Raw genomic sequence first — 25695 nt, 5'->3', positions numbered from 1 at the left:
ATTACTACTTTTGAGAGACTAAACAGTTAGTGACTAACCAGCAACAACAAAATACCGCACCACTCAACGATGGCGGCTACAGACGCGGACTTAAAGATCGCCATGTGCAATTAATTGCTTTGGGCGGAATAATTGGTTCCGGCTATTTCCTGGGAACTGGAGAAGTGGTCAATCAGGTAGGTCCTTCTGTATTTCTCGCCTATATGTTAGGCGGTCTAATTATTTATCTCACCATGCTTTGCATGGGTGAGTTAGCTGTTGCGATTCCAATTTCAGGCTCATTTATTACTTATACCGCCGATTTCATTTCACCCACCATTGCTTGTGGTGTTGGATGGTCTTACTGGATCAGTTGGGTAGCCTATATACCAGCAGAATGTATTGCCGGTGGCATTATTATGCAGCATTTTACTGGAATAAATGGTTATGTCTGGGCAGTTGGGTTTGGATTAATTATTACCTATATCAATATCGCTAAGGTCGGTACTTTTGGTGAAATTGAATTTTGGTTAGCAATTATTAAAATTGCCGCTCTTATGGGCTTTGTTGCGCTTGCCACTCTTATTTTCTTTGGCGTCATTCATGGACCACAGCCTGCAGGGATTATTGGTGGTAGATTTATTTTTGATCAGGGAGGTCTCTTTCCTAATGGCAAGATGGTTTTATTAACAGCCATGGTTTTGCTGTTAGTAAACTATCAAGGCTCAGAAATTATTGGTCTTGCGGCTGGAGAGTCCATTAATCCTGGTCGTATGATTCCAAGAGCTATCCGCACCGTAACCTTTAGAATTCTTTTTATTTATATCATTCCAGTTTTTTGCCTCGTCTTAATTTATCCTTGGCAAAAGGCAGGTCTTGCAAACTCTGTTTTTGCTGATGCCCTCAATTTTTATGGTTTGAAATGGGCCGGTGTTGCAACGAGTTTTGTCACACTAACAGCAACGCTTTCATGTTCAAACTCAGGTGTATACGGTATTGTACGTTCATTAAATGCCCTTGCTCGTAATGGAATGGCCCCTCACAAATTAAGCAAGCTTAATCGCAATGCCGTTCCACAAAATGCAGGAATTGTAACGTTGTTAGCAATATGGATACTCTTGGCAGCAGGCTACTTTTTTGGACAATCGATGTTATATATTGCTCTACTTCTTGTCTCAGGGTTTACAGGAGCTACCGCATGGATTTCTCTTTGCTGGGCACAAATTAACTTCCGTAAGCGCTTGTATAAAGCAGGTTATACCGTTGAGGATTTAAGCTACAAAACCCCAGGCTCACCCTATACAGGGATAGTGGCTATTGTTTTGATGCTAGTTTGTTTAATTTTTCTTATTATGAATCCCGACCCAACTTATAAAATTGCTTTTGTTATGGGATTAATTAGTTTTATTGGACCTATTATTGTTTACAAAATCGGCGGTTTTTCCAAACGTAGACATAAAGCAATGGAAGCTAGTAAACATTTGCAATTTAAAGATGTTTTTCCCGATCGAAAAAAATCGGCCACTCATCACAAAGCATAGAATCGTTGTAGCCTGGTTGACGCATTTGCGACAACCGGGTTCTGAAAGATCCGCTGTTTGTCTGGCAAATCATACCAAACACATTCATTGCACTTTGTATACCTGACCTGTTTGCAACCCTTCAACACTTTTACTGTAAGCTAATGCAACCCGGGCAGCACTTACAGATTCATAGCCTCTAAAGTATGGCGCATAGTTTTCCATAGCTTCAGTAACAACTGTGGGGCTAACACAGTTGATACGCTGTCTTTTAGGCATTTCGATAGCTGCAGCAAGCACGAATGAATGAAGTGCACCATTGACCATGGATGCCGAAGAGCCATAGCGAATTGGGTCATCACTTAAGATACCGCTGGTTAATGTAAACGAGCCACCTTCGTTTAAATAATGTCTTCCAATTAATACGGTATTAACCTGACCCATGAGCTTATTCTGTAAACCAATATTAAACTCATGCTCATGCATTTGCATAAACTCACCGAAATGAACCTTTCCTGTAGTAAGCACCACTGCATCGATGTATTGAATTTTTTTAAACATGATTTCAATGGAGGTTTTGTCAGTAATATCAACATTGATATCACCAGAACTAAAACCCGCCGTAATAATATCGTGTCGCGACTGCAATTCGGCAACTACAGCTTGTCCAATTGTACCAGATGCCCCAATAACTATTATCTTCATAATAAACTCCTGGGTAAAAACAATTGTAGATTTTTAAAATTAGTTTCTCAAAAAAAAATAATTGTTTCCATAGAGTTAACCATCCATGCTCCTATTCATTGGAAATACTCTATAAGTTTACAGACATCCAATATAACTCTTGTTCATTTGAAATATCACAGATAATATTAACCGGAATAAAAAGCTTTAACTTTTGAAATCATTATTTAATTGCATCTCTATTTCCAGGGTGGAAAACTAAATATAGGGAAGTATTAGCCCACATGTTAAAAATTTTTACAGGAATATCCTGCTTATTTCTTAGTGCCTGTATGGTTGGGCCTAATTATAAAGAGCCAAAGCAAAACGTTGCTGCTAATTGGATGCAAAACAGTCCATCAGTTAAGCCCATTCCTCTGCGAGATGCTAATTGGTGGAAAGCATTTAATGACCCCACGTTAACATCCTTAATTTATCAAGGTTATCATAATAATTTATCCGTTCAGATTGCAGGGGTTCGGGTCTTACAAACAAGAGCGCAGCTAGCCCAATCAGTCGGTGAGCTTTATCCTCAACAACAAGCCTTGACGGGAGATTATACCTATAATCGTATTGGCGGAAGTTCATTACAAAATATTTTACCCTCCAGTTTCGATACAGCAACCCTGGGTTTTAAAGCAAGTTGGGAACTTGATTTTTGGGGGAAATACCGTCGAGCAATTCGCTCGAATGATGCAACTTTTTTAGCATCCGTAGCGGCTTACGATAATGCTTTGGTTACGTTAACCGCAGATATTGCCAGTGCTTATATCAGCATTCGCACCTATGAACGACAAATCAAAGTGACTAAAGCCAATATCCAATTGCAGATAATGAGCTTAAAAATAGCGCAATCTCGCTTCAGAAATGGGGAAACCAGCTTGCTCGATGTTGAGCAAGCCCAAACTGAACTTGCTGAAACACAATCAACGCTTCCTACTCTAATTAGTAATTTGCAACACCAGAAAGATAAGTTAGCTGTCTTGCTTGGTATTATTCCTAATGATGTAAATGTTTTGCTCACGAAGAGCATTGGAATTCCCAGGACCCCACCTACAGTAGCAGTAGGTATTCCATTAGAAACGCTAGCTCAGCGTCCCGATATCCATCAGGCTCGTCTGGAAGCTGTAGCACAATCAGAAGCTATCGGTGCCGTTAAAGCCAATCTTTTTCCTGCACTTTCACTATCAGGCACTTTTGTATTTGCGGCTAATACCATCGGTAATAATTCCATTAGCGACATTTTTAACTGGTCAAATCGCAATATCACCGCAGGACCATCCGTCGTTTGGCCTGTATTAAACTATGGACAAATTACCAACTCTGTACGTATGCAAGATGCTGCTTTTCAACAGTCCTTACTCAAATATATGAATTTAGTATTACAGGCCCAGCAGGAAGTACAAGACAATATTACCCGTTATATTGAAGCTAAAAAAACGGAAGCCTATCTTATCAAAGCCAATCGCTCAGCCACTCTTTCGACAAAATTAGCTTTAACACGATACAAGGAAGGCGAAGCAAGTTATACCACGGTGCTCGATGCCGAGCGACAAGAACTTCACGTCCAAACTTCATTAACAAATGCAACGGGTGAAGTTTCTCAAGCCTTGGTATCGCTTTATCGAGCGCTCGGTGGCGGCTGGCAAATCAGAGCTTGCGATGATGTTGTCCCTCAACACATTAAGCAGGAAATGGCTGCACGTACCAACTGGGGCAATTTGTTAAAACAACCAAATCATGAGCCGCCTGTCACAAAGGGGCAGCGAATTAAGCAACTTTATATACCGAATTGGTGATGAGTATGAATTCAGATAGAACATTAAAATTAATAAAAATTGGGCTTCTTGTCTTTGTACTTCTTCTACTTATTTATTTCATCATGCATCATAAAACTAATAACACTGCTTCTACCCTGCCTACACCGGTTGTTATTGTGCAAAAACCCAAGATGCTTGAAATGGCTGAATACGTCACACAAACCGGTAATACAGTTGCTTATAACTCAGTAAATTTAGTCGCACGTATTGAAGGTTATTTAGATGAAATCAAGTTTGTCGACGGTAGTATTGTTAAAAAGGGACAAGAATTATTTGTAATAGAACCACAACCTTATAAGGAAAAACTCATCGAAGCAGAAGCACAAGTTGCGGTCGCAAAAGCCGCCAATACTTATGATAATGCCGAGTATGCCCGCCAAAAACAAATGTATAGACAAAATGCTACGTCGCTAAAAAATGTGGAAAAATGGTTGGCAAAAGCAGAAGAATCAAAAGCTGAAATATCAAAAACGGTAGCCAATGCGAAAGTTGCAGCGATCAACTATAGTTATACCCACGTCCTTGCGCCATTTGATGGCCGAATTGGCCGTCACTTAGTCGATGTAGGAAATCTTGTTGGTAATGGCAAGGCTACTGATTTAGCTACTATTGAGCAAATTGATCCCATCTATGTTTATTTCAACCTCAATGAACTGGATTTAATTAAGCTTCGCGAAGCGGCGAAGGTCAGAGGTATTACAGTAAGTGATATTAATCAAATTCCTGTGTACGTTGCCATGCAAGGTGAAACAGGATTTCCACATGAAGGAAAACTTGATTTCGTTAATACTGGCCTTAATGCCTCAACAGGTACCATGGAATTTCGTGCTCTCTTATCCAATAAAAATTATGTTTTACTGCCTGGTCTCTTCGTACAGGTACGAATTCCTGTAACGAAAGCCTCTCCGAAATTGACTGTACCAGACACCGCAGTGCAATACGACCAGATTGGTCCCTATCTACTGACAGTAAATAAAGATAACTACGTGGAAATAACACGAGTGGTATTAGGTAGTTTAGAGCAAGGGAGCCGCGCTATTCTTAAAGGACTTAATGCTCAGGATAGTGTGATTGTTGATGGCCTACAGAATGCTACACCCGGTAATCAAGTTGCTCCTAAAATGCAAGCAGACTCCTCTCATTAAAAACATAGGGAGAGGACAAAATGAGAAGAAAGGGAAATGATTTCTAAATTTTTTATTGAGCGGCCTGTATTGGCTAATGTCATTGCACTATTACTCGTCTTATTGGGGTTAATTGCAATTGTTGTTTTACCCGTGTCACAATATCCAGCGATAGTCCCTCCCACGATTCAAGTTACAACAAATTACCCGGGTGCCGATGCTAAAACGCTAATTAAAACCGTAGCTCTTCCTATTGAGCAGCAGGTTAATGGTGTTGAAAATATGCTTTATATGCAATCGACGAGCACCAATAGTGGTAACTATACATTAATTGTCACTTTCGCCATTGGTACGGATTTAAACTACGCTCAGGTTTTAGTACAAAACCGTGTGCAGGCGGCAATGGCTCAATTACCTGAATCTGTGCAGCAACAAGGTGTTGTTGTTCAGCAGAAATCCACTGCTATCCTGCAATTTATTACCTTAACCTCTAAAAACGGCGAATACGACGGTTTATTCCTTGATAGTTATGCCACGATTAACATGCAGGATGAATTAGCCCGCTTACCCGGCGTGGGTAACGTAATTATCTTTGGCTCCGGGGCCTATGCAATGCGCGTCTGGCTTGACCCCAAAAAAATGCGTGCTTTTTCTTTGACACCTCGAGAAGTACTTAATGCCATTAGCAATCAAAACAAAGAGGTTTCAGCCGGACAAATTGGAGCCCCTCCAGTCACAGGTAAACAATCGTATCAATTTACAGTAAACGTGCCTGGTCAACTTGCTGATCCTAATGAATTCGCCGATATCATTATCAAGACAATAGCATCGGATCCTGATGAGCAAGCAAATGCCAGCAGTAGTGCACAAGTGGTTCGCATTCGTGACGTAGGTCGCGTTGAGCTTGGTTCATCAAGTTATAGCCAACTTGCAAAACTTAATGGTAAACCTACAGCCGCCATTGGTATATTCCAGCTTCCTGGAGCTAACGCTTTGGAGGTCGCTAAAGAAGTACGTAAAACTGTGGCTAAAATGGCAAAAAAATTTCCACCAGGGTTACAATATTCGATTCCTTTTGATACCACTATTTTCGTTAAAGCATCGGTCGATGAAGTATATAAAACACTCTTTGAAGCAGGTATTTTAGTCCTATTGGTTATTGTGGTTTTCCTCCAAAACTTTCGCGCTACCTTAGTTCCAGCAACAACAGTACCCGTTACTATTATCGGTACTTTCTTTGCCATGTTCTTATTAGGCTATTCGGTTAATTTATTAACTTTATTTGCTTTAGTATTAGCAATTGGTATTGTGGTGGATGATGCGATTGTGATTGTTGAAGGCGTTACGCAACATATTGAACGAGGACTGCCGCCCAAAGAAGCCTCCATTCAAACCATGCAGGAATTATTTGGCCCCATTCTTGGCATCACTTTAGTCCTGATGGCAGTATTTGTACCCGCAGGCTTTATGCCAGGCTTAACAGGTGCCATGTATGCGCAATTTGCCCTGGTTATTGCTGCAACCGCATTTATTAGTGCCATTAATGCAATGACATTAAAACCCACTCAGTGTGCCTTATGGCTTAAACCAATTGATCCCAACAAACCAAAGAATATTTTTTTCCGCACTTTTGATAGATTCTATAATCCTCTAGAGGCTTCTTATATTCGCTTCATGGATCGCCTGGTGCACCGCAGTGGGCGAGTATGTTTAGTCGGGATTATTTTGGTTGCTGTTGCTATTTTTGGGTTGAGTCGCATTCCTACAGGTTTCATCCCTATTGAGGACCAAGGCTACTTAATTATGAGTGTGCTATTACCCGATGGTGCAAGCCTGGATCGCACAGAAGCAGTCTTAGAACAACTCGGGAAAAAGGCTTCCAACATTGGAGGAGTGGAGAATGTTATTGCCATTGATGGTATTTCTCTCCTAGACAATAACTCTAGTCTGGCAAATTCTGGTGTTTTGTATGTGATGTTTAAGGATTGGAGTGTACGAGGTAAAGGTGAGGATCTAAGATCACTCTATACCAAACTCAATGAAATTGCTTCACAAACCTTAGACGCTAAAGTATTGGTTGTTGTTCCGCCTCCGATCCAGGGTCTAGGATTATCCGGCGGTGTGCAAATGCAAGTTGAACTACAAGATGGTACGTTTGATTATCACAAATTACAGAACGCCACAGATCAGATTGTTAAACACGGCAACCAAATGGAAGCGTTACAGAAGTTAATGACTTCTTTTCGCTCCTACGTACCCCAAGTGCTGGCGCCCTTTAATCGCGTGAAGGCAGAATCGTTAGGCGTTACGATTGGTGATACCTTTGACACCTTACAAACCTATTTGGGATCGTCCTACGTCAATCTCTTCACTAAATTTGGACAAGTATTCCAGGTTTATGTACAAGCTGATGCCTCTTCCCGTATGAGTATTGATGATGTTCGAAATTACTACGTAAAGAATAAAGATGGTGAAATGGTGCCTTTAGGAACATTAACGGAGATTACTCAAACTGTAGGCCCAGCACTCATTTCCCTTTATAACCTATATCCTTCCAGTAGCATTAATGCTATGGCTGGCACAGGTTATAGCTCGGGACAGGCTATCCAGGCAATGGAAACATTAGCGCATCAACTTTTACCTGCAGGCCTTTCTTTTGAGTGGACCAGCACAGCTTATCAAGAAATATTGGCCGGAAATTTAAGTTATATGATTTTTGCCTTGTCTCTTGTTTTAGTTTACATGATCTTAGCTGGACAATATGAGAACTGGCTTACACCAATAGCAATCATTATCAGCGTCCCGTTAACATTAATAGGTACTGTATTAGCCTTATCTAGTCTGGGTTTAGACAATAATATGTACACACAAATAGGCTTGTTACTACTAATTGCCCTGGCATCCAAAAACGCTATTTTAATCGTTGAAGTCGCACGTGAAGAAAGGTTGCTTCGTAATAAATCCATTCTTGAGGCAGCGGTATTAGGGGCAAAAACGCGTTTTCGTCCTATTCTCATGACTTCTTTTGCTTTTATTATGGGGGTAATGCCCTTAGTGTTTGCAACGGGAGCTGGTGCCAATGCACGACGTTCTATTGGAATAGCGGTTGCCAGCGGCATGCTCGCATCCACTTGTCTTGCCGTTGTTTTTGTTCCCGTTTTTTATGTATTGATTCAAACCTGGCAGGAAAAACGGCGTGCTAAAAAAAATGCAAATATAGTTTCGGATAAACCTGTTACAAATGAATAGATACTTATTAGTAATCCATGCGTTCAGCTGTTTAATGTCAGGAAGACTGGTCTATTCTTAAGAGGATTAAACGATAATATTCTTCATTTTTTGATGTCTATAACCTTTAAGGTAATAAAATATGAATCGCTTTTCTTTTGACAAAACCAAACTTCTTCATAGTCGTCAAGCCATTATATCTTTATCTGTGGTAAGCATTTATTGGATTTATTGTTTTTTCTGGGCACCGCCAACCCTTCTCACTGGTATTTCCTCTTTTGGTTGGCTTGGCAAAATTGTTTTTTTTCTTGTTAGTTGCCATTTAACCATGATCGCTATTTCAATCTATCTGCATCGTAGCCAAACGCATCGTGCAGTTGAATTTCATCCGCTTTTAAGACATTTTTTTCGTTTTTGGTTATGGCTTACTACCGCGATTGTCCGATCAGAATGGGTGGCAATTCATCGTGCCCATCATCAAGCTCCTGATCAAGGCGCAGATCCCCACAGCCCCTTGAATTATGGCTTACCAAACATGTTTTTAAGAGGTGCTGAAATCTATAACAGAGCTAAAGACCCTGAAATTATCAGTAAATATGGTTATATCAATGATAATGATTTTTTAGAAACCCTCTTTAAAACAAAAATAGGTCCTTTTTGTTTTTTATTACTTGAAATTACTCTTTTTGGCCTGTGGGGGATCGTTATGTGGAATTTGCAAATGCTTTTTCAAATAATCGCCCAAACATCGCTAATTAACGGTTTAGGTCATTACTGTGGTTACCGCAATTTCCAAACTGATGATAACTCGCACAATTTAATCCGCTGGGGAATTCTTATTTCCGGAGAGGAATTACATAATAATCATCATCATGATCCAGCCTCAGCCAAATTCTCATACAATCGTAATGAACTAGACATTGGCTGGCTTTATATTAAATTGCTTCAGAAGTTAAAACTGGCTCACCTTAGAAAAGAAGAAACACATTAACAGTAAAGCATGCCTAACTGCTCATGACCCACATCATTCTGAGGAGATCCTTCGCTTCGCTCTTGATGACGGTTGGTGTTTGAATGATGTGGACCATGAACGGTACAAGCACTCAACTTAACTTGTTTTTTTAGATAATCCCGTTTGAATATTCCATAAATATTGATAATAGGTTGGGGTTGTTATTAATTGCTGATGATTACCTTGCTCAATGATATGCCCCTTATCCAGTACATAAATTATATCCGCTCCCGTTACCGTGGAAAGACGATGGGCAATAATAATGGTGGTCTTATTATGAGAAATCGTTGCTAAGGCCTGCTGAATTGCTAATTCTGTATCATTGTCCACTGCCGATGTTGCTTCATCTAAAATGAGAATGGGAGCATCTTTAAGTACGGCTCTGGCAATTGCAATTCGTTGCCGCTGGCCACCAGATAAAAAACCTCCTCGCTGTCCTACTGATGACTCATATCCTTGAGGTAAACGGTTAATAAATTTATCAGCTCCAGCAATTTGAGCAGCATGACGAATGTCTTCCAGTTTAGCCCCCACTTTTGCATAAGCAATATTTTCTGCAATCGTACCTTCAAAAAGAAACACATCCTGACTTACTAAGGCAATTTGTTGTCGCCATTGAGACAACTCATAATGCTCTATAAGATGTCCATCCCAAAAAATAGCGCCCTTTTGTGGTTGATAAAAACGGCATAATAATTTAATCAGAGAACTCTTTCCTGAACCGGATTCTCCTACAAAAGCCACAGTTTGGTTTTTACCAATAGCAATATTAAAATTCTCAAATACAGCTTGGGTGGTATTGGGGTAGCTAAACGATAAATCCGTGATGACGAGTCCTTCCTGCTTTTTATTCTTACCTTCTATAGTCATTGTCGCTTTTTTCTTTTCTTCTTTTTCCCAAGTCAGCAAATTTAAAACGCGGGTGGTTGAAGCCATTGCACGCTGAAAGTTAACAGTAACATCGGCTAGATAAGAGAAAGGCCATAAGAGTCGTTGGGATAAAAAAATTAGCAAACTAAAAATCCCCACATTCATTTCACCATGGATAGTTTGATATCCACCAATTAATAAGGTAAATAAAAAACCAGTCAAAATCATTATGCGTATTACGGGAGTAACCATTGAACTGACAACGATTGTTTCACGGTTTGCTTCCTGATAATCAAGACTCAATTGCTCCAGGCGCTGCGCTTCAAAATTTTCAGCGGTGTAACTTTTAATGGTCAAAAGACCCGTTAAATTATTAGCTAAAGCTGCGGCTATGTTGGCGGCTTTTTCACGAACGTTTAAAAACTTGGGTTCTAATTTATTTTGGAAATAAAATGCACCTAATAAAATAAAAGGAATTGGTAATATTGAAAACAGTGTTATTAATGGAGAACATAAAAGAAAAATAATTCCAATTAATATGGTTGAAGAAACAATTTGAATAATTTGGTTAATTCCATCTTCAAGAAAACGCTCCAACTGATTGATATCATCATTAATAGTAGCAATTAATTGCCCTAAAGACGTTTTCTCAACGTCTTCCATACGCGCACATTGAATGTGTTGGTATGTTTCCATTCGCAGACGATGTTCAACTGCTTGAGCTAAATTTCGCCATTTCACACTGTACAAATATTGAAAAATAGATTCCAAACTCCAGGCAATAAAAGTCAAAGCACCAAGAAGAATTAACTGCAGTAGCATATTTGAATAGCCAGATAAGGCTGCTAACCACGAATGCTCACGGTTAACCACAACATCAACTGCAGCCCCTATTAAGACCTCTGGAAAAATATCAAACAACTTATTTAATATGGAATATAAGGTGGCTAATAGATAGATTTTCCGATCCCCCTTCATGTAACTTAATAGTCTAAATAAGGGATAACGAGATGTTTCTAAATAAGTTTTTTCATTCATTGAAAGCCTTTGTGTTATTAAAAGATATTAAGCTACTCTCATAAGATTAACATCGATAAACTATCACTGTTTATAGTATTACTAAATTTTATCTTTTTTGTATTACTACTGACCTTAAGTACATTCTATTATCTTATTGTACAAATTTATTCATAGTGCTAATATGTACAAATTGTATATTTTATTACTTGAATTTTCTTATGCTTTCTAAACCAAAATTAAGTGGCTCAGCCGCAACACGTCCTGATTATGTACAGTTAATTTCTTTAATAGATAATTTTAATACCGCTCCCGCAAATAGCTATACAAAATTAGCCTTGCTGCAACAAATTGATGCCTACTCCCGAGCTATTGTCGAAAATTGCGAAACAGAGTTTTTAGATACGCCACGAAAATTACCTCGTAATCGTTCATTTGCAGATGCGGTGTTTACCTGGCGCTATCAAAATGATTTTACTAGTTTATCAGCAATAAAAAAGCCGGGCGATACAGAAGAAAGTTTAGAACAAGTTCTACAATCTTATGGGGTTCACCGGGATGCTTCCATATTACTTAGAAGCGCTGAGTTTGCGATTGCTTATCGACGACTTGCTCCTACGACAACTGGCGAACCATTGGATGAAGAAAAACCTGTTCTCAGTATGGAACAATTTTATGAACTTTTAAGCCAACGTTATTTAATTCTGAAGCAGCTGTTAAACAAAGAATATGACTCAGGAAATGATGCGGAAAAACTTCATCAAAAATTAGCTGAAACCCATCTTCAGATATTTAGGGCAGTTGGCAACTCAACCGAAATTGCAGAATTAGTGCAAGAACATACCGATATGCTTGCCTTAACTTATGCAGAATTCGACGTAATTCAAGAAAGACTTGACCAGGAATTCCCAGGCCAGCAAGTAGAGGAATTAGAGGATAAATGCATCAATAATACGAACCTATCCTTTGTCATTCCATGTGGAGAAACTGATTTAAAATTGGTAATTCGCCAGGAAGATCGAGATAATGCTGCTAATGAACAATGGTTGCACTCCAACAAAATCGCAAGATTTTTTATTAAAGATTATGCCTCCTTTATGAAGCAATATGCTGTTGAAAATGGTTTTATCTATAATCCAATAGCCGTTAGTCAATATGCCAAACAAGGAAATTTAAAGAAAGTTGCTAAAAAAATACCGCAAGACCAGTCAGACATGCTTGTCGACAAAACACAGCTCTACTTTAATCAAATCTGTGAGTTTTGTCTTGAATTAATAGAATCAGGTTTTTATCATCCTGATATCAAATTAACAAATTTCCTTGTTGATGACGATAAAGTTTTTATCAGTGACCGGAAATCATTTCAATCAGAACAACAGATTAAGTTAGCAAAAATAAGAACAAGTCCATTATATTCTCCTCCCGAATTATCAAGGCATGTAAATAATTCACATACAACTATTAAATCTCATGCTGCAAAACAAACTTTAGACTTGGTTCCTTTTATGGCGTTTCAAGTCGGTATGGCTTTAAAATCGTTTTTACTGGGTGGTAGGTCTCCTAGTCATTTTATATCTGCTGATTTACTAAAATCATGTCCTAATCCCAGTGTTGCTCATAAGAATTTGGTTATCTTAAGTGATGCGCTTACGAGAAATGTTATCGAACATCGTATAAGTATCGATGTTTTTTACACTATGCTTTCTACAGAGAATTTGCAGCTTCCTACAAACCAGTTTTTATCGAAACTTAGAGAAGTTGCTGGCAAAAATCCATTTGTGATAGCGGAATCTCTTACCGAAATGAAGCAACAAGAATCTGGTGACATTAGCCAAACTGACCTCGAAAAACTTCTTAGCCCTTATGAGGAGAATTTAGTATTGATTGATCATGATGCAGAAAAGATTCTCCTGGAATTACTAAAAACAAAAACTGTCTCTTCAGTGTCTTTCCGTGAAATTGCAGTGAAAGTTCAAACAATGAAAGACCTCGTAAATGATAATTCAGTGGAAGAAGAAACGCTGCTAAAGATTTGTGAAGCACTCACTGAAAATAAACGTTTTCTTGAACAAATTCCTAAAACTCAGAAATTGTCTATAGCAGAGACACTACTGGCTAAAGCTGTTAAGGAAATAGAAAAGGACTATGATCCCTATATAAGAATGTTTGAAATGCGTTCACTCATAGAGAAATTTAAAAGCCGCACAGTGACGGAGCAGGATCTGAAGCAAACAGCCATGTATTTGAATACCTATTTGGGCGAAGATTTAAGTGAAAAACCTAAAAGACATCAAAGTGCTTTTAAAGAACTCAAAAAACTTAGTGCCGCTTTTGTTAAAGAAGAAGTGGCTACTTTTAACAAAAAGAAGGCGTGGTTCTTTGAAAGGATTTTAGCTTGGTTTCGCATAATAGACATTCCGAACAGAATCACTAAAACCGACATGGAGTCAGCTAGCGAGCTTCAGGCCAGCCATAGTCTTTTATCAAAGCTAACGGTTAGAAAAATAGGCTTATTTCTTACCACAAAATACCCATTAGCAACGTTCATGACGTCTTTATATGATGAAATTAAACAATCTTATAATAACGCATTAGAAAAACTTGGTCCGTCGAATGTGACAAGAAATACTAGAGACCAGACGCTATCATCAGCTTCAGTTAAAGAAGATGAGGAAAGTACAACCAAGTTCATTGCTTCTGAAGAAGAGCCTGGAGAAGGAACAACCAAGATCCACGTCGAAGAGGAATCTCAGAGTAATTTACAAGCCTTAATGTAATCTCAGAGCGTGTCCTCAATTGTTTTATGATGCAAAAATTATCCAGTTTTCGGCATTATAAAAGCAATTTGAGGGCATACTTCTAGCAAAAGAAAAAACTTTAATGAAGTTTCTGACCATTGGGAACTTTATGATCCGTGGTAATAAGGCTAATTGCCCCATTCGCATCGGTAAAGCCTACCAATAAAAATTGCGAAGTGAACCCAGCTATATTTTTTTCTCCTAAATTAACACATCCTACCACTGATTTACCTAGCAACGCTTCTGGCGTGTAATTAATTGTAATTTGCGCTGAAGTTTGTAAAATGCCTAACTGTTCACCAAAATCAACCCAAACTTTAAAAGCTGGCCTTTGAGCTCGAGGAAACGCCTCTACCTTAACGACAGTTCCTGAACGCAAATCTATTCGAGCAAAGTCATCATAACTAATCATCTATCTACCTCTTGATAACAATTTTTTGATATAGTCGGGTTAAAATGCTGCAACTATTTTTTTAATAATGCAACCAGGCGTACTGGCGCCTCAGTACCTCCCTCTATTTTAATTGGTAAAATCAGCGCATAACTTCCTACGCAAGGAACGGTTGCTGCATTTGCTATATTCTCTACAATATATTTTCCTGCCCCCAGAAATGCTTGATGAACTGGGTAACCAGAATCAGGTCTATCCGGAGAAAGTGTATCAATTCCCAAGCCCACTACATTTCGCTTTAGCAACAATTTTGCAGCATCTATTCCACAACTAGGGAAAAGATAATTATTATGATATTTTTCAGGCTGTTTCCAATATCCTTCCCAACCTGTTCTGATAATAACAAAAGAATGCTCTTCTATTTTTCCGAAACGCTCTTCAAAATGTAAAATTTCTTTAACTGTCAGTTGATAATCTGCTGTTGCTAAATGAGCCACATCAATCAAAACACAAGGTGCAAGCAGCTCATTAAGCTCAAGTTCGGCAATTGATTTTCCCCCTTTAATACAATGAGCAGGCGCATCAATATGGGTACCAATTCCAGCATCCATCTTGAGACGTTGCACACGAAATGAGACCTGGGCATCATCTTTATAATCTTGCGTTGTTTGGTGCTGAAAACCACAAGTACCCTCCCAACCAGGAATAGCACTTGATAGACTATGAGTTAAATCAAGAATGGTATAGGGAAAATCATGCATTTGGGCCACTAGCTATCTCCCTGGAGTTTTTTTTATGAAAGTTCTTTTCAGTATGCCAATCTTAACTCAGGGAATTGGCAATAGAATCCGGCTCTACCTGCGAATTAAACTCAGGGACTAAACTTTTCAATAAAATATAGAGCTCTGAATTATTATGCATTGTACACGCCATATTCAACAGCCGGATGGTTTGTGTTAATTCATTCCACTCTAAGTGGCGAAACTTAGCCTTGAACAATTTTTCATGTTGCGTTTGAGCAAGTTGTTCAGAAGGATGAAAAAGCTCCTCATATAATTTTTCGCCCGGTCTTAAGCCTGTATATCTTATCGTGATATCTTTACCAGGTTCTTTTCCTGCGAGTCGAATCATTTGTTCTGCAAGATAGCTAATCTTAATTGGTTCACCCATATCAAGAACAAATATTTCCCCCCCTTGCCCATTGATCATTGCCTGCAAAATTAACTGGCATGCTTCAGGAATAGTCATAAAATAACGCTGAATATCTGGATGAGTTACCGTCAGTGGCCCTCCTGCTTGCAACTGTTTCTGAAATAAAGGGACCACACTTCCTGCAGAACCAAGCACATTACCAAAACGCACCGTAATAAATTGTGTATCAACGCGTTCGTTTAGATTTTGACAGTAAATTTCGGCCACTCGTTTAGTCGTTCCCATAACATTGGTGGGATTTACGGCTTTATCAGTAGAGATTAAAATAAATTTCTCAACACCTACAGCCACACTTGCTTCAGCAATAACTTGGGTCCCTATGACATTATTTTGTACTGCGACCCGGACTTGTTCTTCCAACATAGGTACATGTTTATAAGCAGCAGCATGAAATACAATTTGTGGCTTAAATTGATGAAAAAGAAAATCAACTGCAGTAATGTCTGTAACAGAAATTAATCCTAGCTCCACAGGAATATCAGGAAATTTTTGCTTCAGTTCAAGTTCAATTTTGTATAAATTAAATTCTGAGTTATCAATAATTAATAATTTTTCAGGATTTAGCAACATAATTTGACGACACAGTTCGGAACCAATGGAGCCTCCTCCACCGGTGACGGCTACTCTTTTGTTTTGAATATTTGAGGCTATTCTTTGCCATTCTAATTGAACTTGATCGCGTCCTAATAAGTCTTCAATATTTACATCTCTAAGTGCATTAACCTCAACACGACCCGCAACTAATGCTGAAAGGCCAGGTAAAGTACGGAAAGGCACTTTACAATCTTCACAATGATTCACAATCCGTCGCATGACAGCAGAACGCGCAGAAGGAATAGCGATGAAGATAAGATTAATATTATATTCAGCAACCAAATCAACCAAATCGCGCGTGGTACCCAAGACCCGTACGCCATGAACTTCCAGTCCTTTTTTTCCAAGGTTATCGTCTACGAAACCTACTGGACAATAAGATTGCATACGCTTCAAATCGCGGACAAGACCTTCCCCTGCACGTCCAGCGCCAATAATTAAGACACGTTTACTTTCAATACTCTCCCCTTTCTCTTTTCTATCCCAGTAGGAACGCAATAACAATCGCCCACCGCAAAGAAACGTGATTAAGGTCATCCCATATAATGGAAATACTGAACGCGGAATATGTTGTAGTAAGGGCGTAAAAAACAATACCAGTACGGAAATAGCCGTAGCGCAGACAATAGCTTTAATAATTCTTGCTACATCATTTAAAGATGAGAAACGCCATAAACCACGATAAACTTTAAAATAGTAATAACAGCCTATCTGTACTAAAGATAGAAGCAATAATGATGTTAAGGAGTATACGCTGGTAAGATCACGAGGAAAAGGCTGTAAATTGTAGCGTAACCAATAAGCAAAATACCACGCAGCGGGTATAGCTAATGCATCGAAGGTGATTACAGGCCATTTCTTATATAACTTCTGAAGCATACCAAAATTTTGCATATTGAAAAAATCCTTTAAATGAGCACAACTCAAATTCCAGATGAATTAAGAGGTTGTATCTTACTACAGCTTCAATTTGATAGGGTATAAATTTCATATCGATAAGAAGATTTTTGATCACCCGTTTTATAAATGGTTTTAAAATCATACAACTGGTTATTTTTTAAAACCTGCGCTAAACAAAAATCAGTCGGAGTATACCTGACACGCCCATTCTCCACCAGCGAAGTTAAAATGATAACTTCAGGTTTGGTTTTAAGCACATCATGACATAACCAGGAATACATGTTTTGATTGGGTACGCTGCTCATTTTTTTATTGCTTAAACAGTAAGAATCTACAAAGTTTAGAGAGCTGAGATAAGGTATCATTCCGCTGTCTGCCAAAACTACTCTACTACCTGGTTTAATATGCGTTTCTAGCCAATCTACCACCTGTTGCCTAAGTGCTAATCCTGCCTGAGGATTAGCACTGAAATAACGATAATTTGCCAACGTCATTTTGGGGATAAAAAAGAAAGCAAAAAGCAAAACACTCACCACCAAATAGACAGTAGATAAAGCAGTCTTTTCCCTTGGCAAACAATAGTCAACTATATGGATAATTCCTTGCAGCGTTAATGGCAATAACAAAATAAATACGGGTAAAAATAAACGATTTGAAAATGCAACAATTGGATCAGCACCAATTAATAGCAGTAGGTATGCTAATGACGGCAGCCATAAAAAATAGTGTCGTTTGTCCTTTGCTTTAAAAATAGCAGGCAGAGCAAATAACACAAAAGGCCAAATCAGATTTAAGTAAGCTAAGTCCAGCTCCAGCGAAAAATCTCTAAATCCTTTGCAATAAACCGCATTCGGAAACAAACGACCATAATAATCCCACCGCCAAACAAAATAAGGCAGAAATAGTAAGGCCACGGTGAGACAACTTAGCAGCAATCCGGCAAAATAATGTCGTTGCATTGTTTTAGGTTTATCTATAATAGCCAGGCCATAAAAAATGAGCATTAATACAGGTGCCTCGGGCCTGGTTAAGCCAGCTACCGCCAATAAAAATCCGGCGATTACTAAGTAAAACCAGTTTGCTTTTTTTCTACCTTCAGGAAAAAAGCGGTATCCCATACCTCGAAATAAAAAAAACAAAGAAGCACATAGAAGCGCTTGATAAACCGTTGTCTCTAACCCACTAACACTCCATATAATTTCACCGCGATAGAGTAAAAGCCAAATGCTTGGAATAAATCCGATCCATGCGGAAAACCAAAGGCGCGAAAGAAAATAAAGACTAATTGTGCTAAAAACCAACCCTACAACTCCAAGACTTTTTAGCAAATTAACCGGTTCAATGTTAAGCTTCATTGCCAGCGCTGCCAGCGCAACAAAACTAAAACTAGAATAACCCTCAACAGGCTCCTCAGCAGGATTCCATGACAGGCCATGTCCTAAAGACCAATGTTTGGCGTAGCGCAAAGAGATATACATATCGTCGATGGTAAACGGCCAGATAGCATAAACTTGTAATACCAATAGATAACTAAAACAAAAAAACAAAAAAATGACTAAAATGCCCTTCTTCTTACTCATTTTGTTAAAGCTATAAAAGTTAAGATGAGAAAACAGAGTAAATTAAAGCGGGATAAATTGTCATTAAAGAAAAGTGACACCGGATCATCATTGTCAGAGTTTCTGGTGGTCAACCAAGCAAAACGCCATATTCCTATGGCTGCAAAAGGCAGGGTTAGCAAAAAGTAAAATGACTCGTCACGTGCATAGATTGTATAAAAAAGATAAGTAACAAAACTTGCTGCGGCAGTGAATATAATTAAGATATCAAGCAAGCGAGAAGGATACCTCTTTAAAACGGCACGGGTGGAAAAACGTAATCCTAATTGTTTTTCTAATCGCCGTTTGCACAATGCAATGAATAAACTAATTAACGTCGCCGTAAAGGCTAACCACCAGGAAATAGGAAGGCCTATACCAATGGTACCCGCTAAAACTCGCAATAAGAATCCACTAGCAATGCAGAGAACATCAAGTATTGGTACATTTTTTAACAAATGGTTATAGGCTAAATTGACCAAGAGGTAAATACCAAGTAGAGCCGCTAAATTGCTTGAAATAAACCAAGCCAATAATAAACCAGCAACAAGTAACACAACTAGCATGCTTACAGCGAAATCCAGAGAAATTTCCCCAGACGCTAACGGTCGGTAGCATTTTTGCGGGTGTAAACGATCCTCTTCCCTATCCTGGATGTCATTATAAATATAAACAGCACTGGCAATTAGGCAAAAAGAAAAGGCAGCCAATAAAGCATCGGGAAGATACTCAAGTGAACCTGCATAGAAAACACCAAGTAAGACAAAAGCAGCCTTCGTCCAGTGTGATAATCTAAGCAACTTGAAGAAATGTTTTATTGAGGTCATAACGATAGCCTAAAATAATATTTTAATTTAATACTACTCGCCACTATATCACACCAAGATTTACGAAAAACCCCAGAATTGAGACAAAAAATTGTTTTTAATGAGGAACCTACATAGACAAGAGAAATAATTTAAAAAAATTTCCTAGAAAATGACCATACAATGATTAATGTATATTAATAATGCAAGTTACTTTATCCCAACGATGGACTTCGATTTACCAGAGAATCAAGCAAATCAGCTGTACGGCTGCTAACTTTTCCTTCTCTAACAGCTGGTGATTCTTTTTCTACCTTTTCAACAGCCTCTTTTACTGACATTGTTTCTGTATGAACAATTAAATCGCACAAAGCATTAATTTTTTCTTGTTTTCTATCTTTGTTAGGATAGGGAATCCAACTATTAATTTCACTATGCAACGTTTCAATTTGCTCTTTAATGGCATCAAACTGCTCTGGAGTAAGATTATCTGGTTTTGCATGAGATTCAAAAAACGTTTTTACGTCATACCTTGGAAAGCCATAATTACTTTGATTACCAGATTTCATTTGTTGTATTTTTTCTTTGAAACCTGCCGTTGTCGATATCTTTTCTGCTTCGACAATTGTCTGAGTTGTAGAGGATATACCTTTTACTCTATCCGGTGCTTGAATATTAAAATGTGCAAATATAGCTGCTCTCTGAGCAAACATTTGCCCTGCGACCATACCAAGATTTTGAGGACTAATCGCATGCCCATTTTTATCAATTGGACTCCCATTTTTATCAATAGTGATTGAGCAAGCATAACCACCGGAATTTATTCCCTTAATAATGTAACTACCATTCTTTTCTTCGACGCTCTCAACAAAGCTGTCTCCGTCAGCCGAGACAAGTACATGTGGCTTAGTCTTTTTTACTTCACTTGGCATTTTTGAGCTAGTAACGATACCTTTTACCTTATCTGGTGCATGAATATTGAAATGGTCAAATATGGCTGCTCTTTGAGCAAACATTTGCCCTGCGACAATACCAAGATTTTGAGGACTAATCGCATGCCCATTTTTATCAATAGCATTTCCATCTTTATCTATAGTGACTGAACGAGACTGGCCAGAAGCATTTCTCCCTCTAATAATGTAATTACCATTCTTTTCCTCAACACTATCAACAAAGTTATCCCCTTTAGGATCAGCAAGCTTATATACACTTTTACTCGTGACTGGAGAAGCTTTTGGAGATGAAATATCAACAATATTCGTTTTTGTTAGATCCGTAGCAGATTGATTCGTTTGTACCATTAAACTTTTAGACTGTTCACTGGATGGGCTACAGGTTGCCACAACCATCTCGGTTCCTGAGGCTTGAAACTCTTTAATTTTTGCTACACCTGCATAAATTTCAGAAAGCGATGTTTTACCCAATGGTTTTATTTTTCCAAGTTCTTTATCACAGAAAAATAAAGGAGTACCGTCTTTGCTTCCCGCTGCAGTTTTTTGTAAATAATCTATTAACTTCTTCCCCTCCAGAATATCAATTTCTCCGGTAGGTCCTTTCACAGCCAAGGCACCACGGGCTAATACATCATGTGGAGGGTTAGTTAAATTCTGCCATCCCGTTCTTCCTTGGAGTAAACGACCTGCAAACCGTGCAAATTCAAATTTTGATTGTAATGGCGTAATACGAATATCAGAGATTTCTGTATCATGATATCTATGCCACTGAACGGATTTTCCTTCCTCATCTACAACAGGCCAAATTTTATTTTTCACGGTCATTTCTTCTAGATGACGATGCTGGTTATCAAAAGAAACCGTATAACTATTTCTTGCATCACCAGGCGTCATTATTCCATGCTGATCATCTACCCGCATTTTTTTATTTAATTTAGCACCATGACCATTAATAACTAATATTTTTTTCATAATAACAACTTATGATTGGATAATGATTTATTTTAGCAATAAAAATCAGTGATTATATTAAGGGAATATTATATAGATTAAATATTTTCCCTACTTATCTAATTATGAATGCCAATTATGAATGCCAAACAAATAAACTTTGTAAAACACGCTGATGTACCCTCAACCTTTCTCAGCTATTTCATTAACCGCTAGCTAAAAGTTTAATTTTAATAAATTGACTAGTTTATTGATTAATAAATAAAATTTATTTATAAAGGGTCTGAAATAAGCATTTTCAGAATACTTTCAGACAACTTGCGAGTACGTAGACGATGAGAAGTAATTGGCAAAATATTATTGGCTTGTCCCAAATTTAGTAAAATTTAACCAATTAAGATTGCATTTAACCAGAGAATACGTAATATAGAAAACTAGGACGATATTTTAACAATGGACGTGAGGTGCATATGCTCTTCGTACTATCTGACGAATTTATAATCAAACTTTGCATGATCCGCGACGATTATGAAAAGCGAGCCGGCATAATTCTTGATGAAACACAACAGCCTTATGCGATTAGTCGTTTTTTTGGCGCAAAAGACATAAAAACACGCAATATACAGATTAATCTCCTTGAAAAATGGCTTTCTGCATTTAAAAAAGATTTATTATTAGATAAGTTAACCCTCGAGGAGTTACAAAATTTAATTAAAAAATTACCCAAAAAAGAAAACTCTGAGCCCACCACAGAAAAATCACGCCACAAGAATGAATGGCTTGCTGCATTCAAAAAAGATTTAACTGACCAACAATGTTCACTTACAGAGGTACAAAATTTAATAAAGAGATCTGTAGAAGAAAAAAAAGAAATTGCGGACAAACTTCCTGACGGCGCTTCTCCTTTTGCCGAGCCTACAGCACAAGCAATTGAGAACCAAGTCACTGCTTTGCGTGTATTAGCAACTGTATGCATGTATATTAAATCAGAAATTGATTCCACCTATTCCGTTCGCTCTGGTTCTTCAGCTATTCTGGAACAGCTTATCAACGAAGCAATGGGAATCACATCATCAAATATCATTGATCAAGAAACACGTGCCTGTTGTTTACTTGCCACTCAACGCTACTTAAAGGAAAGAGGCCGATTTGAAGCGATTAATGCCCAGTTACAAACTCGATTTACGGAGAAACAGTGGCATGATTTTTTAAGTTTTGTCGATAAAGAATGCGCAGGATTAAGTAAAAAATACAAAACACAATTTCCTGTCAAAGACATTATGATGCCTCTCATGGGTAAGCCCTTGGAACTTGCTGGGTATACATCGGGCTTTATCTTGGGAGAAATGGTAAGTAAGTCCACGAAGTTGCTTAAAACACAGCATGCGTTAACTGCAGCGATAGGGAGTGGATTAGTATTGTGTCTTGGGCCATCAGCAAGTATTGGCGTCATACTACTCGCGCCAACTTACGCCAGCCGGATTTTAGACACTTTTTGTGGAGTAACACTGGCTTGGGCACTTGGAACGGCAGGTAATATTGTCGGACAAGGTCTTGGGTTCGGTGTGGGTGTATCCGTTGATTTGAGTTGGAAGCTCATGTATCACAGCGTTACCTTGCTAGCAAGTCTTTATGCTAAAACCAGACCCGAGGAAAAACTAACTGGCATTTGTTTGATTAATGGTCATCGCATTGTTGATGGGATTGAGTTAAAAGTTGTCGATCTTGAGAGCTTGCCTCCAGAGTGTCAACTTTGTCCCATTACGTTTGAAGTCGATGAAAAAGAGCTTAAAGTCACCGTAAACGAAGACCATACAACGGTTATACCATGGGAACCAGGCAAGGAATTACTCTATATGGAGGAATTGAAAAAATACCTGACAGCCCATGCTTACCTTGAAGCAAGTGCAAACCTTCTACAATCTCCGGATATTGGTGATAAAACTACTGATGAAACAGTCCAAATCCCAAGGGATGAGGAGCCACCTAGTCCTGAAAACAATGAGGGACGTGTTGCAGCTCCTGTTGTATAAGAGTAGTAACCTGTTTTATTACTGAATAAAGCACATCATCACACCCATATTGATAGAAATCCTGAGCATTGAGGTGATCCTCTAGGCTAATTCTGCAAGCTCCTTACTATACCCCGGTATCGTGAGGAAGCTCTTTCATTAACTCTCTAACCACTGATGTTGCATAACTTCCCGAAGGTAATCGAAACGATAGATGAAGAAGATTACCCTGCCAATCCCACTTCATATTCTCAACCTTAAGTATTAAAGAACGGTAGCTACGCTCCAAACCATGTTTTTCTAATGCATCACACCAGGATTCATATTCAGAAAGTGCTTGCCGCTGGCGAATAAGGGCTTGTTTTGATACACGCTCTTCTCCTCTCCCCCAAAGTGGTGCTGCAGGCGAAATATCAAATTCACTGACTCGTTTAATTATTACTTCATCAGGCTCATCGATAGCAAAAATACTGTTTGTACCAGCCAACTGCATGACATCTCCAGCGACTGCTTTATTCCAGGTTTCTGTCTGCACCCGCTGGCTTAAAATCTGATTAAACAAAAATGAGCGAGCCGCTGAATAATATAATCCTCGCAAAAAATGATTTCTTACCTTGTCACCCCCTAAAAGAAGTTTTTCTGCTTTTACCAAATTCTGATTTTCATAGCCAAAACGCTGCGCCCCAAAATAATTAGGAATACCATTGCGATAGATTTTTTGCAGGCGAGTCTCAACATCCTCACTATCGCTAATATTACGAATAACCAAAGAAAATTCATTTGCCGCAAGAGCACCGGTTCTTAATTTCTTCGCGTGACGCTGATGTTGGACAACATGCCACCCTTCTCCTTGGAGTAGTAGCGGGGAATTAATTTCTTCACCAGGACAATGTATCGACAACCACTGTGTAGTAATTGCTCCTTTATCCTTTAAACCAGCATAGGAAATTGTTTTTGCAGGCCTACCCAGATCACGGGCCAGAGCCTTCACTAACTCTTCTGTATTTAACCCTTTTTTTTCCACCTGCAAATACAAGTGTTCACCTTCACCTGATAAATTAAAACCTAATATTTCATTCACCCTAAAATCCTCAGGGGAAGCTTTTATTTTTCCAGAGCCGGCAGGCGCTCCGTATGCAAATGCAAAATGACTACAATCAAACATAACTCTATCAATCCTCAAACTGTATTTAATGCAGAAACCTATGGTTTTGGCTAAGATTCACTTCTCTTTTCTAGAATGGCTTAGACTAAACAGGATACTAATTATTAAAGTCGCAACAATGACTATTAACGAAATGAAAATCGGTATTTTAACCCAATAAGCGATTAGCATTTTCAAACCAATGAAAGTGAGAATAAGGGCGATGCCATATTTTAAAAGATGAAATCGATCTGCCATATTAACAAGCAGAAAATACATTGCTCTCAAACCCAGAATAGCAAAAATATTTGAAGTAAAAATGATAAATGGATCCTCTGTAATCGCAAAAATAGCAGGAATACTATCCAAGGCAAAAATTAAATCGCTTGTTTCAATAAGCACCAATACTAAAAACAGAGGAGTAATATAAAGTTGATTTGCCTTTCTTACAAAGAATTGCTCTTGATGAAAGGTCTTCGTTACTCTTAAATATTTGCGCATCCAATATAAAATAGGGTTTCTTTCCAGTGAATGATCTTCTTCACCCAAAAATAGTAATTTCATGCCACTAATCAATAGAAATGCCCCGAAAACATACAAAATCCAATGAAACTTCGTGACCAGCCAAAGCCCTAACAAAATTAATAAAAGACGCATTACTATCGCGCCTAACACTCCAAATAATAAAACACGCCTTTGGTATTCCAGTGGTACGGAAAAATATTTAAAAATCATTATAAAAATGAACATATTGTCCATCGAAAGTGATTCTTCAATTAAATATCCGGTAAAAAACTCCAAGGCCTTTTGATGCGCCGTTGCAGAATCAGTCGTTTGTAGAAGATAAAACCATAAAAGAATATTAAATAATAATGCCAAGGTTACCCAGACAATTACCCAGCTCAAAGCTTCCCTGGTAGAAACACGATGTATTTTCTTTCCACTGAGAAGAAATAGGTCGATGGCTAGCATAAAAAGAATAAAGAGAACAAAACCGCCCCACATCCACCACTGCCCCATCGAATGCATTCCTTTTCCCCTTG

Annotated in this window: 17 protein-coding genes; 7 read left to right on the top strand and 10 right to left on the bottom strand. The window is 38.4% G+C overall.

The features are described 5' to 3' along the window. The first annotated feature begins 29 nt into the window (after positions 1 to 29). Positions 30 to 1520 (top strand): amino acid permease, encoded by a 1491-nt coding sequence (locus PXX05_RS03830; RefSeq protein ID WP_275089737.1) that lies wholly within the window; start codon positions 30 to 32, stop codon positions 1518 to 1520. A gap of 84 nt (positions 1521 to 1604) precedes the next feature. On the opposite strand, the gene PXX05_RS03825 is transcribed toward PXX05_RS03830, so the two are convergent. Beyond that, on the bottom strand, positions 1605 to 2204 hold the full coding sequence (locus PXX05_RS03825) for a short chain dehydrogenase (RefSeq protein WP_275089736.1): 600 nt from the start codon (positions 2202 to 2204) through the stop codon (positions 1605 to 1607). 263 nt (positions 2205 to 2467) lie between these two features. On the opposite strand from PXX05_RS03825, the gene PXX05_RS03820 reads away from it, so the two are divergent. The 4 genes from PXX05_RS03820 to PXX05_RS03805 all read left to right on the top strand — a co-directional run bounded on the left by PXX05_RS03820 (position 2468) and on the right by PXX05_RS03805 (position 9385). After that, positions 2468 to 4021: an efflux transporter outer membrane subunit gene (locus PXX05_RS03820; protein WP_275089735.1), complete on the top strand. Its 1554-nt coding sequence runs from the start codon at positions 2468 to 2470 to the stop codon at positions 4019 to 4021. Between the two features lie 5 nt (positions 4022 to 4026). Beyond that, positions 4027 to 5187 carry an efflux RND transporter periplasmic adaptor subunit gene (locus PXX05_RS03815; protein WP_420844628.1) on the top strand — a complete coding sequence of 387 codons (1161 nt, stop codon included), beginning with the start codon at positions 4027 to 4029 and terminating at the stop codon, positions 5185 to 5187. A 36-nt stretch (positions 5188 to 5223) separates the two neighbouring features. After that, positions 5224 to 8415, top strand: coding sequence for an efflux RND transporter permease subunit (locus PXX05_RS03810; RefSeq protein ID WP_275089734.1), 3192 nt, complete (start codon positions 5224 to 5226; stop codon positions 8413 to 8415). A 121-nt stretch (positions 8416 to 8536) separates the two neighbouring features. Further along, entirely contained in the window at positions 8537 to 9385 is an 849-nt protein-coding gene (locus PXX05_RS03805; RefSeq protein ID WP_275089733.1) for an acyl-CoA desaturase, read from the top strand. Positions 9386 to 9502: 117 nt separating this feature from the next. Here PXX05_RS03805 and PXX05_RS03800 read toward each other — a convergent pair whose 3' ends face one another. Then, positions 9503 to 11314: an ABC transporter ATP-binding protein gene (locus PXX05_RS03800; protein WP_275089732.1), complete on the bottom strand. Its 1812-nt coding sequence runs from the start codon at positions 11312 to 11314 to the stop codon at positions 9503 to 9505. A 200-nt stretch (positions 11315 to 11514) separates the two neighbouring features. Here PXX05_RS03800 and PXX05_RS03795 point away from each other — a divergent pair, with 200 nt between their 5' ends. Next, positions 11515 to 14070 carry a protein kinase family protein gene (locus tag PXX05_RS03795; protein ID WP_275089731.1) on the top strand — a complete coding sequence of 852 codons (2556 nt, stop codon included), beginning with the start codon at positions 11515 to 11517 and terminating at the stop codon, positions 14068 to 14070. Between the two features lie 100 nt (positions 14071 to 14170). Here PXX05_RS03795 and PXX05_RS03790 read toward each other — a convergent pair whose 3' ends face one another. The 6 genes from PXX05_RS03790 to PXX05_RS03765 form a co-directional block, all read right to left on the bottom strand. Next, positions 14171 to 14503, bottom strand: coding sequence for a tRNA-binding protein (locus tag PXX05_RS03790; RefSeq protein WP_275089730.1), 333 nt, complete (start codon positions 14501 to 14503; stop codon positions 14171 to 14173). 53 nt (positions 14504 to 14556) lie between these two features. Beyond that, positions 14557 to 15243 (bottom strand): cyclase family protein, encoded by a 687-nt coding sequence (locus tag PXX05_RS03785; protein ID WP_275090456.1) that lies wholly within the window; start codon positions 15241 to 15243, stop codon positions 14557 to 14559. A gap of 61 nt (positions 15244 to 15304) precedes the next feature. Beyond that, entirely contained in the window at positions 15305 to 17182 is a 1878-nt protein-coding gene (locus tag PXX05_RS03780; protein ID WP_275089729.1) for a polysaccharide biosynthesis protein, read from the bottom strand. 71 nt (positions 17183 to 17253) lie between these two features. Then, on the bottom strand, positions 17254 to 18768 hold the full coding sequence (locus PXX05_RS03775; RefSeq protein WP_275089728.1) for a 3-isopropylmalate dehydratase large subunit: 1515 nt from the start codon (positions 18766 to 18768) through the stop codon (positions 17254 to 17256). Beyond that, entirely contained in the window at positions 18765 to 19613 is an 849-nt protein-coding gene (locus PXX05_RS03770) for a decaprenyl-phosphate phosphoribosyltransferase (protein ID WP_275089727.1), read from the bottom strand. The genes PXX05_RS03775 and PXX05_RS03770 overlap by 4 nt, the downstream gene beginning before the upstream one ends. A gap of 194 nt (positions 19614 to 19807) precedes the next feature. Further along, positions 19808 to 21517 (bottom strand): hypothetical protein, encoded by a 1710-nt coding sequence (locus tag PXX05_RS03765; RefSeq protein WP_275089726.1) that lies wholly within the window; start codon positions 21515 to 21517, stop codon positions 19808 to 19810. A gap of 449 nt (positions 21518 to 21966) precedes the next feature. On the opposite strand from PXX05_RS03765, the gene PXX05_RS03760 reads away from it, so the two are divergent. Next, positions 21967 to 23529 (top strand): hypothetical protein, encoded by a 1563-nt coding sequence (locus PXX05_RS03760; RefSeq protein WP_275089725.1) that lies wholly within the window; start codon positions 21967 to 21969, stop codon positions 23527 to 23529. A gap of 106 nt (positions 23530 to 23635) precedes the next feature. Here the strand turns inward: PXX05_RS03760 and truD are convergent, their stop codons facing one another. Both truD and PXX05_RS03750 read right to left on the bottom strand, forming a co-directional pair. Then, entirely contained in the window at positions 23636 to 24673 is a 1038-nt protein-coding gene (truD, locus tag PXX05_RS03755) for a tRNA pseudouridine(13) synthase TruD (RefSeq protein WP_275089724.1), read from the bottom strand. A 57-nt stretch (positions 24674 to 24730) separates the two neighbouring features. Continuing rightward, positions 24731 to 25681 (bottom strand): TerC family protein, encoded by a 951-nt coding sequence (locus tag PXX05_RS03750; protein ID WP_275089723.1) that lies wholly within the window; start codon positions 25679 to 25681, stop codon positions 24731 to 24733. Positions 25682 to 25695: the final 14 nt, after the last annotated feature.

The sequence above is a fragment of the Legionella cardiaca genome (assembly GCF_029026145.1).
Classification (GTDB): Bacteria; Pseudomonadota; Gammaproteobacteria; order Legionellales; family Legionellaceae; genus Tatlockia; species Tatlockia cardiaca.
Note: the sequence above shows the minus strand (reverse complement) of the source record. Positions and strands in the feature narration are given on the sequence as shown.

Excerpts from the sequence above, each read along its gene's own strand:
- PXX05_RS03825 (WP_275089736.1), bottom strand. The coding sequence starts at position 2,204 with ATGAAGATAATAGTTATTGGGGCATCTGGTACAATTGGACAAGCTGTA.
- PXX05_RS03820 (WP_275089735.1), top strand. The coding sequence starts at position 2,468 with ATGTTAAAAATTTTTACAGGAATATCCTGCTTATTTCTTAGTGCCTGT.
- PXX05_RS03815 (WP_420844628.1), top strand. The coding sequence starts at position 4,027 with ATGAATTCAGATAGAACATTAAAATTAATAAAAATTGGGCTTCTTGTC.
- PXX05_RS03810 (WP_275089734.1), top strand. The coding sequence starts at position 5,224 with ATGATTTCTAAATTTTTTATTGAGCGGCCTGTATTGGCTAATGTCATT.
- PXX05_RS03805 (WP_275089733.1), top strand. The coding sequence starts at position 8,537 with ATGAATCGCTTTTCTTTTGACAAAACCAAACTTCTTCATAGTCGTCAA.
- PXX05_RS03800 (WP_275089732.1), bottom strand. The coding sequence starts at position 11,314 with ATGAATGAAAAAACTTATTTAGAAACATCTCGTTATCCCTTATTTAGA.
- PXX05_RS03795 (WP_275089731.1), top strand. The coding sequence starts at position 11,515 with ATGCTTTCTAAACCAAAATTAAGTGGCTCAGCCGCAACACGTCCTGAT.
- PXX05_RS03790 (WP_275089730.1), bottom strand. The coding sequence starts at position 14,503 with ATGATTAGTTATGATGACTTTGCTCGAATAGATTTGCGTTCAGGAACT.
- PXX05_RS03785 (WP_275090456.1), bottom strand. The coding sequence starts at position 15,243 with ATGCATGATTTTCCCTATACCATTCTTGATTTAACTCATAGTCTATCA.
- PXX05_RS03780 (WP_275089729.1), bottom strand. The coding sequence starts at position 17,182 with ATGCAAAATTTTGGTATGCTTCAGAAGTTATATAAGAAATGGCCTGTA.
- PXX05_RS03775 (WP_275089728.1), bottom strand. The coding sequence starts at position 18,768 with ATGAGTAAGAAGAAGGGCATTTTAGTCATTTTTTTGTTTTTTTGTTTT.
- PXX05_RS03770 (WP_275089727.1), bottom strand. The coding sequence starts at position 19,613 with ATGACCTCAATAAAACATTTCTTCAAGTTGCTTAGATTATCACACTGG.
- PXX05_RS03765 (WP_275089726.1), bottom strand. The coding sequence starts at position 21,517 with ATGAAAAAAATATTAGTTATTAATGGTCATGGTGCTAAATTAAATAAA.
- PXX05_RS03760 (WP_275089725.1), top strand. The coding sequence starts at position 21,967 with ATGCTCTTCGTACTATCTGACGAATTTATAATCAAACTTTGCATGATC.
- truD (WP_275089724.1), bottom strand. The coding sequence starts at position 24,673 with ATGTTTGATTGTAGTCATTTTGCATTTGCATACGGAGCGCCTGCCGGC.
- PXX05_RS03750 (WP_275089723.1), bottom strand. The coding sequence starts at position 25,681 with ATGCATTCGATGGGGCAGTGGTGGATGTGGGGCGGTTTTGTTCTCTTT.